Below are 12,563 nucleotides of genomic sequence, written 5' to 3'. Positions count from 1 at the left end.
CGCCGGCCGGCCGGCCATCGCATCCCGCTGAGGCGCCGCGCGTGGAGACCGTCGGCATCTACCTGGTCGTCATCTTCGCGTGCGGGTTCCTCGCACGTGTGGCCCGCCTGCCGACCCTCGTCGGCTACCTCGCCGCCGGGTTCATCCTGCACGCACCGGGAATCGACGAACTGCCGATCATCGACACGATGGCCGAACTGGGCGTCACGATCCTGCTGTTCACGATCGGGCTCAAGCTCGACGTGCGGATGCTGCTCCGGCGCGAGGTCGTCATCACCACGGCGGCGAACCTGCTCGTCATCCTCGGTCTCACAATGGGTTTCCTCGGCGTCCTGGGTGCCATCGGGGTGCGGCTGCTCGCCGGCGAGGGCTGGGAGACCGTGGCGCTGTTGGGATTTGCGCTGTCCTTCTCGAGCACGGTGTTCGTCGTCCAGGTACTCGACGAGCGGTCGGAGTCGCATTCCCTCTACGGCCGGATCGCCATCGGCGTCCTCGTGCTGCAGGACATCGTCGCCGTCGTCTATCTGACCGCCATGCAGGGCGAGCCGCCGAGCCCCTGGGCGCTGGCCCTGGTGTTGCTGATCCCCGGCGCGTGGATCGTCCGGCGGTTGTGGAACACCCTCGGCCACGGCGAGTTGCAGACGTTGTTCGGGATCGTCATGGCGCTCGTGCCCGGCTATTGGTTCTTCGAATCCGTGGGTGTCAAGGGCGACTTCGGCGCGATGATCATCGGCGTCCTCCTCGCTTCGCACCCGCGTGCGGGGGAGTTGTCGCGGACGTTGTTCGGTTTGCGTGAGCTGCTGTTGGTCGGTTTCTTCGTGTCGATCGGCCTGCACGTCACACCGACGACCGAGACCGTGCTGCTCGGCCTGCTCCTGCTCATCCTGCTGCCGCTCGAGGGAGCGGTGTACACGCTGGTCCTGTCGCTGTTCGGCCTGCGTCGCCGGACGTCGATCCTCACCGGACTCGCCTTGGCCAACTTCTCGGAATTCGGGCTCATCGTGATCGCGACCGGTGTGGGGGCAGGCATCATCGGCGAGGACTGGCTGGTGGTGACGTCGGTCGCGGTGGCGGGGAGCTTCGTGTTCTCCACCCTCGTCAATCGACGCGGCACGGGCCTGGTGACCCGGCTGTCGGCGTTCGTCCCGACCACGGCCGCCGCCCGTGCGCACCCCGACGACGCGCCGATCGTGCTGGCGCCGGCGCGCGTACTCGTCCTCGGGATGGGTCGCGTCGGCCACTCGGTCTACGACCGGCTGGTCGACGAATACGGCCTGCCCGTGATCGGCGTGGAGAACGACCCGCTCAAGGCGAGCGAACTGGCCCAGCAGGGTGTCCGGGTACTCGACGCCGACGCCACCGAGACCGACTTCTGGGACCGGGCCGTCGGCGTCGGCGAGCTCGAACTGCTCGTCCTGGCCATGCCCTTCCACGGCTCGAATCTCGTGGCTCTCGAACGCATCGAGGAGCTCGGCGTCACCGGGACCATCGCCGTCGTCGCGCAGTACGACGACGAACGCGACGAGTTACTCCAGCGAGGGGCCGACGTGGCTTTCCACATCTACGAGGGCACCGGCGTCGGACTGGCCGACGCGGCCGCCGAGGCCGCAGGTCTGGAACGCTGAGCGACGGTTCACCCCGACCTGGTGGCCAGGCCGGTCAGCTGCCCGCGCCGGAAGCGTCGTCGCCGCTCCAGAGGTCCTTCTGCATGTAGACGCAGTCGATCCACTGCTCGGCCTTGTGACCGATGGCGCGCAGGCGACCCACCTCGTCGAATCCGAACCGCCGGTGCAGTGCGATCGAGCCCTCACCCCCGGTCGCGGCGATGACCGCGACGATCTGGCGGACGTTGTCCGGGTCGGCGCGGGCGAGCAGCGCGGACATCAACGCGGTGCCGATCCCGCGCCCCCCGTGACCGGGCCGCACGTAGATCGAGTCCTCGGTCGACAGGTCGTACGCGGGCATCGTCCGGAACGTCCCCAGGTAGGCGTATCCGACGACGCGCTCGACCCCGTCGTCGACCGCGCGGGCCACCACGAACGGCCGTCCCGCAGCGGTGATCGCGGCGTGCTTGGCATGCCACTGCGAGACCGACGGAACCAGGTAGTCGAAGGTCGCGACGGTGTGCTGCACGTAGTGCGCGTAGATGTCCGCGACGGCCTCGCAATCGTCGATCGTCGCGTCGGACACGCGGATCAGGGGCGAGGTCGCGCCGGAGGTGCGGTCGCTCATGCCGATGAGAGTAGGGCAGGGGCGCCGACGGCGAGAACTTCGTCGGGACGAGTCCGCCGACCGGGCAGGGCGGGCGGATCGGCGACCCATACAATCGACGGAGTGTCGACGCTGTCTGCCCTGTCCGGTCTGGCCACACTCGCGTGTGCGGACAAGTCCTTCCGCGAGGTGCACAAGCACCGCGACGAGCGCCGACTGGACATCACCGCGCCGGATGCCGCGCGCCCCTTCCTCGTCTCGTGCCTGGTCACCGATGCGCAGGCGCCGCTGTTGGTCGTGTCGGCCAACGGCCGCGAGGCCGACGATCTGACGGCCGAGCTGGGCGAACTCCTCGACGACGCCGGGGCCGTCGCACAGTTCCCGTCCTGGGAGACGCTGCCGCACGAGCGGCTCTCCCCGAGTGCGGACACCGTCGGACAGCGACTGGCCGTGCTGCACCGCCTGGCGAACCCCGGCGACACCCCGCTGCGGGTCGTCGTGACCACTGTTCGCTCGCTCGTCCAGCCGATGGCACCGGGTCTCGCCGACGTCGCCACGGTGACCCTGCGTGAGGGCATCGAGGTCGACTTCGACGCACTGCTGTCCCAGTTGGTCGAGATGGCCTATGAGCGCGTCGACATGGTCGGCCGACGCGGCGAGTTCGCGGTACGCGGCGGCATCCTCGACGTCTTTCCGACGACCGCCGATCATCCGGTGCGCGTGGAGTTCTGGGGCGACGAGATCACCGAGATGCGTGCATTCTCGGTGGCCGACCAGCGCAGCCAGCCCGAGGTCGAGACCAGCGAGGTGCGGATTCACCCGTGCCGTGAACTGCTCCTGACCGAGAAGGTCCGTGCGCGGGCCGCCGATCTCGCGGCCGCCGATCCGGGCGACACGACCATGACCGAGATGTTGGGAAAACTCGCCGAGGGCATGCCGGTGGAGGGGATGGAGGCGCTGATCCCCGCGCTCGTCGACGGCGACATGCAGTTGCTGACCGAGGTGATCCCGGACGGCACACGGGTCCTCATCCTCGACCCCGAGAAGGTGCGGACCCGGGCCTCGGATCTGTCGAAGACGGGTGCGGAGTTCCTCGAGGCGTCGTGGACGGCGGCGGCCATGGGCGCCTCGGCGCCGATCGACGGCCGGTCGTCGGAGAGCCTCGGCATCGATCTGCAGGCCAGCGCGTACCGGTCTCTCGACGAGGTGCGGAAGGCGACGCTCGCCGCGGGCCGGCCCTGGTGGACCCTGAGTCCGCTCGCGACCGGTAGCGGTGACGAACTCGAACTGGACCTGGCTCCCGGCCCGGCGCCGCGGGGCGACGACCGCGAGATCGCGGCGACGTTCGCGCAGTTGCGCGCCCACGTCTCCGACGGCAAGACGGCGGCGATCGTGGTGGCGGGCAAGGGCACCGCGCAGCGTGTCGGCGAACGACTGTCCGACGCCGAGGTGCCCTACGTGCTCGCCGAACCCGGGCATCGGCCGCAGCCCGGCGAGGTGACCGTCTTCTGCGCGCCGCTGCGTGCCGGGATCGTCTGTCCCGACGCGGGTCTCGTGGTGGTCGCCGAGGCCGACCTCACCGGTACACGGGTCGCGAACGTCCGGGACGGCCGCCGGCTGCCGGCGAAGCGGCGCAACCAGGTCGACCCGCTCGCCCTGGCCGCCGGCGACCTGGTGGTGCACGACCAGCACGGCATCGGCCGGTTCGTCGAGATGATCGAGCGGACCGTCTCGGGTGCCCGGCGCGAGTACCTCGTCCTGGAGTACGCCTCGAGCAAACGCGGCCAGCCGGCCGATCGGTTGTATGTCCCGATGGACGCACTCGACCAGCTCTCGCGGTACGTCGGCGGCGAACAACCGTCGCTGTCGAAACTCGGCGGGTCGGACTGGCAGAACACGAAACGCAAGGCGCGCAAGGCTGTTCGCGAGATCGCCGGCGAGCTCGTACAACTCTATGCCGCCCGCCACGCAGCGCCCGGACATGCGTTCGGTCCCGACACCCCGTGGCAGCAGGAGATGGAAGACGCCTTCGACTTCACCGAGACCGTGGATCAGCTCACGGTCATCGCCGAGGTCAAGGCCGACATGGAACGTGCGGTGCCGATGGACCGCGTCGTCGTCGGCGACGTCGGTTACGGCAAGACCGAGATCGCCGTCCGTGCCGCCTTCAAGGCCGTCCAGGACGGCAAGCAGGTCGCGGTCCTGGTCCCGACGACGATTCTCGCGCAACAACATCTGCAGACCTTCACCGAACGGATGAGCGGCTTCCCGGTGCGCGTGCGCGGCCTGTCGCGTTTCACCGATGCCAAGGAGTCACGCGAGATCGCCGAGGCGATGTCGAAGGGCGAGGTCGACGTCGTCATCGGTACCCACCGACTGTTGCAGACCGGGATCGTATGGAAAGACCTCGGACTCGTGATCGTCGACGAGGAGCAGCGGTTCGGTGTGGAACACAAGGAACACATCAAGTCGCTGCGCACCCATGTCGACGTGCTGACGATGTCGGCCACCCCGATCCCGCGCACGCTGGAGATGTCGATGGCCGGGATCCGCGAGATGTCGACGATCCTGACCCCGCCCGAGGAACGGCACCCGGTGCTCACCTACGTCGGTGCCTACGCGCCCAAGCAGGTCGCCGCCGCCATCCGCCGCGAGCTGTTGCGTGACGGCCAGGTCTTCTACGTGCACAACCGGGTGTCGACCATCGACAAGATGGCCAAGGACATCGCGGCGATGGTCCCGGAGGCGAGAGTTGTTGTCGCACATGGGCAGATGGGCGAGGATCAGCTCGAGCGCACAGTGTCGGGATTCTGGAATCGTGAGTACGACGTGCTGGTCTGTACGACGATCATCGAGACCGGTCTGGACATCTCGAACGCCAACACCCTGATCGTCGACCGCGCCGAGAACCTCGGCCTCTCGCAGCTACATCAGCTGCGCGGTCGCGTCGGTCGCAGCCGCGAGCGTGGATACGCCTACCTGCTCTACAGTCCCGACCGGCCGCTGACCGAGACCGCCTACGACCGGCTGGCGACGATCGCGCAGAACAACGAGCTCGGCGCGGGAATGGCGGTGGCGCTGAAGGATCTCGAGTTGCGCGGCGCCGGAAACGTGTTGGGCGCCGAGCAGTCCGGGCACGTCGCGGGCGTCGGCTTCGATCTCTATGTCCGGCTGGTCGGCGAGGCGGTGGAGGCCTACCGCGCGGCCGCGGACGGTAAGCCCGTCGAATCCCGGGAGACGGGCGAGGTGCGCATCGACCTTCCCGTCGATGCGCACATCCCGGTCGAGTACGTCGATTCCGACCGCCTGCGTCTCGAGGCGTACCGCAAGCTCGCGTCGGCGACCGACGACGCCGCGGTCGACTCGGTCCTCGTCGAACTCAACGACCGCTACGGCCCACCACCGGTGGAGACCACGCGGCTGGCGTCCATCGCCCGGCTGCGCCTGCGATGCCGGGAGCGGGGGATCACCGAGATCGGTCTCGCCGGACAGGGAATGAAGATCTCGCCGCTGTCGCTGCTCGACAGCGAGCAGGTGCGTCTTCGTCGCCTGTACTCGTCGGCCACCTACCGGGCGACGACGTCGGTGGTCACGCTGCCCATCCCGCGCACCGGAGGCGTGGGGTCGGCGCGCCTGCGCGACGACGAGCTGATCGAGTATCTGACGACCTTCCTCACCCAACTCCGGCCGGACCCTTCGTGACGCGCCCTCCGCAGGCTCCGGGCGCTCCTCAGGGAGCGGGGGTAGCGCGCCCTCCGCAGGCTACGGGCGCTCCTCAGGGAGCGGGGGTAGCGCGCCCTCCGCAGGCTCCGGGCGCTCCTCAGGGAAGGGCGTACGACGAATGACGGTGGTGCTGCTGGACCCGGCGCGGCCGGATCTGATCCCCATTCGCGCACGCTCATGTCTCGCCGGGCCGGTGCAGGTCACCGAGGACGTGCCCGCGGCGATGCTGTGGGAGTTCGACCACGTCGAACCCGTCTTCGACGACGCACCCGTTGATCCGGCATCGGTGCTCGTCAGTACCGATCCCGAACATCCGCTGGTGCAGGCGCGAATTGCGCGCGGGGACGAGGTCATCGCGGCCCAGACGGTCTCCGGCATGGCGCTTCTCGAGTCCGTGGCGTTGATGGACACATTGCGTCGGAACGGTCCGTGGGAGAGCACGCAGACGCACCACTCGTTGCGGCGTTACCTGCTCGAAGAGGTCTATGAGTTGCTCGACGCCATCGAGGCCGGTGACCCCGTGGAGCTCCGTGAAGAACTCGGCGACCTCCTGCTGCAAGTGCTGTTCCACGCGCGCATCGCCGCCGACGACCCGGAGTCGCCGTTCGACATCGACGACGTCGCACGGAGTTTCACGTCGAAGGTGACCGGCCGGACCCCGGGCGTGCTGTCCGGCGCCCACTCGGATCTGGAGACCCAGATCCGGGAATGGGAGGAACGCAAGGCGGCCGAGAAGCGCCGCGGCTCGGTGTTCGATGGCGTCGCCACGACCCAGCCCGCTCTCGCCCTGTTGCAGAAGGTCCTCGAACGGCTCACCGCGGCCGGTTACCCCGTCGACACCATCCCCGCGGAGACCCTGACCGTGACGGTCGTCGCCGGCGGCGACAGCGTCGAGGCGCAGGCCCGGGACCGAGCGCTCGCGTTGATGGCCGACGTGCGCGCGGCAGAAGCGCGTGCGGCCGAGCGAGGCGTCACCCTCGACTCGCCCGAGGCCTGGTCGGCCGTACTGGGGGAGAACCCGGCCTGATCCGATCATCACGCGACGACTGTCGCGGGGTTTGGGGAGATGAACCGGATCGAGGCTCAGACGGACAGTGCGGTCAGCTGTTTCGTGAACTCCGCCTCGTCGATTCGCGTGTGGCGTCCGTCCTCGACGACGATCTCGCCGCCGACCATCACCGTGTCGACGATGGACCGTGATCCGGTGGTGAGCAGCGACGCGCCGGGATCCCGGACGGGGAGGGTGGCGTAGTCGCGGTCGAACCGCACCAGGGTGAGGTCCGCGGGCGACCCGACCGTCACGCCGCCGGTCACCGGCGACAGACCGAGCGCGGAGTTGGCGCCGCCGCAGGCGATGTCGAGCATCTGGGGGAACCCGAGCAGGTCCGCACGCCGGTGGACGGCACGTTGCAGGTAAGCGGCGATGCGCAGCGTCGCCAGCATGTCCTGGGTGTCGTTGCTGGCGGCGCCGTCCACGCCCAGCCCGACCGCCAGGCCGCGCTCCAGCATCGCCGGGATCGGGGCCACCCCGCTGCCGAGACGCATGTTCGACAATGGATTGTGCGACACCGCCACCTTCCGGGCGGCGAGGGTGCGCTGGCCGGCGTCGTCGAGCTCGACGCAGTGGACGGCGAGCACGCGGTCCCACAGGAAGCCGTTGCGGTCGAGGTGGTCGACGGCCCCGAAGCCGGTGTGCTGCCGACACATCTGCTCGTCGGTGCCGGTCTCGAGCAGGTGGATGGAGACCGGCAGTCCACGTTCCTGCGCGAAGTCGCGGATCTTTCGCATCCCGGCGTCGGTGACCGAGCGCGGATTGGGTACCGCCAGGGCCATCGAGATCGCTGACCCGGCAACCTCGTTGCGGAGATGGTCGACGTGGTCGAGGACCTCGCCGAGGGGTTGCATCAGCCGCGGTTCGAACCCCCACTTGCGACTCGGGTCGGCCCGGTCGGCGACCCCGCGGCCGAGGATCGCCCGGATTCCGGTGTCGCGCAGTGCCCGCACGACGGCGTCATGGATCTCGTGCGACGGGTGCGGCCACATGTGTTCGACCACGGTCGTCGTGCCCGATCGCAACAGTTCGAGGCAGGCCGAGACAGCGGCGAGGTAGGCCCGCTCGGGTGTGATCGCCACCGATTCCTCGCCCACGGCCAGCAACCATTCGAGCAACGGTGTGCATTCGGCGATTCCCCGCATGAGCGACTGCTGGAGGTGCGTGTGGGTGTTGACGAACCCGGGGATGACGTAACCGTTACCGGTTCCACCGCCCGGACGGGCGGTGGGCGCGATCGCGGTGACGATCCCGTCGACGACATGGACGTCGTGATGGGCTTTCCACTGCCCGGCCGTGTAGACGGTGACGTCGCGAAAGGCCGGGGCCGCCGCGGTGACGGCGGCCCCGGGCGATGATGTGTCGGTCACTTCGCGAAGTTCGCGGCGATGCGCTGGGCGAGGTAGTCGGCGGCGGTGATCGACGGGTAGGTGCCGCCCGCGCTCTCGATCAGCACGTCGGAGTTCGCCTGGGCGAAAAACGCGAGCGTGTAGCGCGGACCGGTGTACTCGCCCCGTCGGGGAGCCCGGACCCGATGGAAGTTCGACGGCAGTCGGTCGTCGGACCAGCGCATCAGCATGTCGCCGATGTTGCAGGTGATGGCGTCGTCGGACGGCTCGACCGACGTCCAGGCCTCGCCGTCGGCCTCGGCTCCCGGTAGCACCTGCAGGCCTCCCTGACCGGACCGCTGGAACAGCAGGGTCAGTGCGTCGAAGTCGGTGTGTGCGCCGGCGCGCCAACTGTTCTCGGAGTCGATCAGTTCGTCGGGGAACGCGTAGTAGTGCAGCAGCCGCAGGGTGCTCTGGTAGGTGTCCGCCGTCGGGTCGTGCGCCCGGGTGAAGAAGTCGCGGTCGAGACCCAGACGCTCGGCGAAACAGCTGAGCAGGGTCATGGCCACCGACCAGCACCGGTGCTCGAAATCCTCGATGGTGGAGCGGAATCCGGCGAGCTCGGGCTCACTCGGCCACAGTCCGTCCATGCGGGGCCGGGTGAACTGGTAGGACTCCTTCTGGTCCGGTGTGCCGATCGACGGGCGTACCTGGGTGCGGTACTCCCAGCCCGCGTTCTGGCCCTTCTTGAGCGGATACTGCTCCTTGATCGAACGGGGGAGCGCGAAGAACCGGGCGGACATCTCGAACGCGTGGTCCACCGCGGCCAGGTCGATGCCGTGGTCGATCACCTGGAAGAAGCCGATGTCGGTTGCGGCCGACCAGAGTTGGTCGGCGATCTCGTCGCGGCGGTTGTCCAGATCGGCCAGACTGATCCGGCGGATCTCGCGGTCGGTGGTCTCGGTCCCCAGCCCGCCCATCCGGCGTTCCCGGTCGAGCTCGGTCAGGCCGGCCGAGGCGGCCGGCGACGGGGGTGTGGTGGTCTCTGTCATCGTGTGTCTCTCTGTGGTCGGGGAAGACGTGGGCGTCGGGTCAGCGGATCTGCTCATCGATGAACTGGGTCGTGAACAGCTGGTCGGCGGGCAATGCGGCCGGCAGGTCGGCGCCTCCGCCGTTCAGGATCGGCACGAGGTCGTTGATCACGTTCTGCGCCTTCACCATGTCGTAGCTGCCGTAGACACCGTCCGCGCCCGGGGCGATGACCGCGCGATCCTTCAGCAAGCCCGCCGAGTACGCCGCCTCGCCGGCTGAATACGGGGTGAAGGAGACGTCCTGGGACACCCAGTCGACGATGGTGGCGTTGACCGCGTCGGGCGAGGCCACGTAGTCCTTACCGGTCTGCTGGATCATCGGGACCAGCTTCTCCAGACACGGCGACATCTCATCGACGTCACCGGCGCGGACCGAGACGTTCGACGCGTAGACGTCGTACCCGGCGTCCTTGACCATCGCGTAGGCGACCGGCTTGTTCCACGACGGGGTCTCGTTCTCGTAGGTGTAGGGCTCGGAGTTGGCGAACCCCTGCTGGGTGATCGACGGGTCGCCGACGAAACGTGCCGGGGCGCCGTCGTAACTGGTGTCGAGCTGATCCTGCTGCAGCAGCCCCTTCGCGACCAGCCACTGCGGGAAGATCTGATCCTTCGACACCACCACGCTGGCGTCGGATCGGCCGATGTCGGCGATCGTCTTCACGTCCGGGTGGGTTGCGGGGTCCCACATGATGATCGAGGGGTTGTACTGCAGCAGGGGCGTCACACCGACCACGCGTTGGTCCTTGGCGGCGGAGATCATCTGGTCGCCGTGGACGAGACCGAGGTGGATGGAGTCGTCGGAGTACATGGCCGAGGGCACCGACTGGAATCCGATGGCCGGGCCGCCGGCGCGCAGCGTGATGTCGACGCCGGTGTCCATGCCGTCGAAGACGAGCGGCCCGGAGACCGACTTGTTGTCGGTGTCGACGGTGTACCCGGGTCCGAGAAGTCCGATGACCCCGGCCATGTCCGACTGCGGTTGCCACTGCAGTTGAACCACCACGTTGTCGGGGCAGGTTCCGGCGAGGGTGGATTCGGCCGGCGCCGAGGGGAGGCTCGACGACGCGGTGTCGTCGGACCCGGAACTCGAGCAGCCGGCGAGAACCGCTGCGCAGATCGTCGCCGCCGTGGCGGCCACGGCCAGACGCGACGTGCGGAGGCGGGACGGTGGGTGAGGGGTCATGGGATCTCCTGGACTGATGCCGTTCATTCGCGACACATTCGCGATCTACATGTGAAAGCTAGGTGGACGTTCAGGATTGCGCCAGCCGAGAACGGTGGTGTCTCGAACGTGTCGAATTCGGCCGTAGATGTGCATTGAACTGGACTTACGGGTCGAAATGCGCGATGTGAGGGGCCCGGTCCGCCGCGGCTGGTGACGCAGTGTTTACACGCGGTCATCAACCTGAAATACATGTAACCAATCATCTAGTTGCAGTAAGAGTGCAACAGTTACATGTAGACAGCACAGGGGAAGGCCGGATGGAACTCTACGACACGGTGAGGGATGTGGATGCGCGTCATCTCACCAAAGATGTGGTCGCGTCCGTCTCCGGGGTGACGAAGCGATTCGAGTCCGGGACCCAGGCGCTGGACCGGGTGGACCTCGACGTGCGCGCCGGCGACTTCATGGCCGTCGTCGGACCGTCGGGTTGTGGTAAGTCGACCCTGCTCCGGATGGCCGCCGGTCTCGAGAAGCCCACGGAGGGAAGCGTGGCACTGTCCACGGAGTCGGTCGGGTTCATCTTCCAGGAACCGACCCTCCTCGCCTGGCGCAGTGTGCGGGGCAATGTCGAACTCTGCGCCGAGATCGCCCGGCTGCCGCGGGGTGAACGACGACGCCGGGCGCAGGCCGCCATCGACGCGGTCGGTCTCACCGGGTTCGAGTCGCAATTGCCGCGCATGCTGTCCGGTGGCATGAAGATGCGTGCCTCGCTGGCCCGCGCGTTGACCTCCGAGCCCGAATTGTTGCTCCTCGACGAGCCTTTCGGCGCTCTCGACGAGATGACCCGGCTCGACATGCAATCCGAGCTGCAACGGCTCTACGCCGAACGCCGGTTCACCGCGATGTTCATCACGCATTCGGTGTCCGAAGCGGTCTTCCTCGCCAACCGGGTGATCGTGATGTCCGCACGCCCCGGGCGGATCGTCGCCGACATCGGCATCGACTTCGCTCACCCACGCCACCCGGATCTGCGCTACGACAGCCGTTTCACCGACCACGTCGCCGAGATCTCCGAGACCCTCCGAGGTGCACGATGACCACCGCCGCCCGATCTCGTCCCGCCGCCGGCGAGCACCACGGACCGGTCTCCGCGCCGCAGCCCGAACCCTCACGCGGCGAACGGTCGTCGCGGAAGAGTGGCGCCCGCCGTGTCACGGCAGCCGTGCTGAGGTACGGAGCACCCCCGGTCCTCTCCCTCGCCGTGGGAATCGCCGCCTGGTACGCGGTCAGCTATCTCATCCTCACTCCGGAACGGCGTTTCCTGCTCCCGCCGCCACACAGCGTGCTGACCGAGTCGCTGCTGGACCCGGACAGCGTCGGCCCCATGCTCGACGCCCTGTGGGTCACCGCGAAGGTCTGTCTCGTGGGTTTCGCCTTCGCCGCGCTGATCGGGGTCGCCATCGGCGTCCTGATGAGCCGGGGGTCCTTCCTCGAACGTGCGATCTACCCCTGGGCCGTTGTGCTGCAGGTGATCCCGGTGCTCGCGATCGTTCCGCTGATCGGACTCTGGTTCGGCTACGGGATGGTCGCCCGCACGATCGTGTGCGTGATCATCGCGATCTTCCCCATCATCGCCAACACGCATTTCGGGCTCGTCTCGGTCGACAAGTCCTCACAGGAGCTGTTCACCCTGTCGAAGGCCTCACCGGTGCAACGCCTGCTGATGCTCGAGTTCCCGTCGGCGCTCCCGTCGATGATGACCGGCTTCCGGACGGCCTCGGGGCTGGTCGTGGTGGGCGCCATCATCGGTGACATGTTCTTCGCCAAGGGCGAACCCGGTATCGGGACCCTGCTCGACATCTACCGGGCTCGCCTGCAGTCCGACGACCTCATCGCGGCGATCGTCCTGGCCTCGGTGTTCGGCATCCTCGTCTTCGGCGCCTTCAGCATTCTCAACGCAGCCGTGAACCGTCGTCGCTGAGGCCATCTCCGCG

The 12,563-nt window shown here is 68.2% G+C and carries 9 protein-coding genes; 5 read left to right on the top strand and 4 right to left on the bottom strand.

From position 1 onward, the window contains the following. Positions 1-41 precede the first annotated feature (41 nt). On the top strand, positions 42-1,625 hold the full coding sequence (locus B1818_RS05675) for a cation:proton antiporter family protein (protein WP_078112130.1): 1,584 nt from the start codon (positions 42-44) through the stop codon (positions 1,623-1,625). A gap of 34 nt (positions 1,626-1,659) precedes the next feature. Here the strand turns inward: B1818_RS05675 and B1818_RS05670 are convergent, their stop codons facing one another. After that, the gene (locus tag B1818_RS05670) at positions 1,660-2,232 is read right to left on the bottom strand and encodes a GNAT family N-acetyltransferase (protein ID WP_065630919.1); all 573 of its coding nucleotides are present in this window, start codon (positions 2,230-2,232) and stop codon (positions 1,660-1,662) included. Positions 2,233-2,334: 102 nt separating this feature from the next. Here B1818_RS05670 and mfd point away from each other — a divergent pair, with 102 nt between their 5' ends. Beyond that, entirely contained in the window at positions 2,335-5,913 is a 3,579-nt protein-coding gene (gene mfd, locus B1818_RS05665; protein WP_078112129.1) for a transcription-repair coupling factor, read from the top strand. A gap of 139 nt (positions 5,914-6,052) precedes the next feature. After that, positions 6,053-6,961 (top strand): MazG family protein, encoded by a 909-nt coding sequence (locus tag B1818_RS05660; RefSeq protein WP_078112128.1) that lies wholly within the window; start codon positions 6,053-6,055, stop codon positions 6,959-6,961. Positions 6,962-7,017: 56 nt separating this feature from the next. Here the strand turns inward: B1818_RS05660 and B1818_RS05655 are convergent, their stop codons facing one another. The 3 genes from B1818_RS05655 to B1818_RS05645 are packed head-to-tail and all read right to left on the bottom strand — an operon-like array spanning position 7,018 to position 10,587. Beyond that, the gene (locus B1818_RS05655) at positions 7,018-8,355 is read right to left on the bottom strand and encodes an amidohydrolase family protein (protein WP_078112127.1); all 1,338 of its coding nucleotides are present in this window, start codon (positions 8,353-8,355) and stop codon (positions 7,018-7,020) included. Then, a complete protein-coding gene (locus B1818_RS05650; RefSeq protein ID WP_078112126.1) occupies positions 8,352-9,365 on the bottom strand; it encodes an isopenicillin N synthase family oxygenase in 1,014 nt (337 codons plus the stop codon). The genes B1818_RS05655 and B1818_RS05650 overlap by 4 nt, the downstream gene beginning before the upstream one ends. Positions 9,366-9,405: 40 nt before the next feature. Next, positions 9,406-10,587, bottom strand: a complete 1,182-nt coding sequence (locus B1818_RS05645) for a hypothetical protein (protein WP_058250815.1) — start codon at positions 10,585-10,587, stop codon at positions 9,406-9,408. A gap of 299 nt (positions 10,588-10,886) precedes the next feature. Between B1818_RS05645 and B1818_RS05640 the strand changes: the two genes are divergently transcribed. Next, on the top strand, positions 10,887-11,666 hold the full coding sequence (locus B1818_RS05640; RefSeq protein WP_058250814.1) for an ABC transporter ATP-binding protein: 780 nt from the start codon (positions 10,887-10,889) through the stop codon (positions 11,664-11,666). Next, positions 11,663-12,550 carry an ABC transporter permease gene (locus B1818_RS05635; RefSeq protein WP_078112125.1) on the top strand — a complete coding sequence of 296 codons (888 nt, stop codon included), beginning with the start codon at positions 11,663-11,665 and terminating at the stop codon, positions 12,548-12,550. The genes B1818_RS05640 and B1818_RS05635 overlap by 4 nt, the downstream gene beginning before the upstream one ends. Positions 12,551-12,563 lie beyond the last annotated feature (13 nt).

This window comes from Gordonia sp. IITR100 (genome assembly GCF_002009645.1).
GTDB classification, from domain to species: Bacteria; Actinomycetota; Actinomycetes; order Mycobacteriales; family Mycobacteriaceae; genus Gordonia; species Gordonia hongkongensis.
The sequence above is the reverse complement of the archived record's forward strand: the minus strand, read 5'-3'. Positions and strand labels throughout refer to the sequence as shown.

Excerpts from the sequence above, each read along its gene's own strand:
- B1818_RS05670 (WP_065630919.1), bottom strand. The coding sequence starts at position 2,232 with ATGAGCGACCGCACCTCCGGCGCGACCTCGCCCCTGATCCGCGTGTCC.
- B1818_RS05660 (WP_078112128.1), top strand. The coding sequence starts at position 6,053 with ATGACGGTGGTGCTGCTGGACCCGGCGCGGCCGGATCTGATCCCCATT.
- B1818_RS05650 (WP_078112126.1), bottom strand. The coding sequence starts at position 9,365 with ATGACAGAGACCACCACACCCCCGTCGCCGGCCGCCTCGGCCGGCCTG.
- B1818_RS05645 (WP_058250815.1), bottom strand. The coding sequence starts at position 10,587 with ATGACCCCTCACCCACCGTCCCGCCTCCGCACGTCGCGTCTGGCCGTG.
- B1818_RS05640 (WP_058250814.1), top strand. The coding sequence starts at position 10,887 with ATGGAACTCTACGACACGGTGAGGGATGTGGATGCGCGTCATCTCACC.
- B1818_RS05635 (WP_078112125.1), top strand. The coding sequence starts at position 11,663 with ATGACCACCGCCGCCCGATCTCGTCCCGCCGCCGGCGAGCACCACGGA.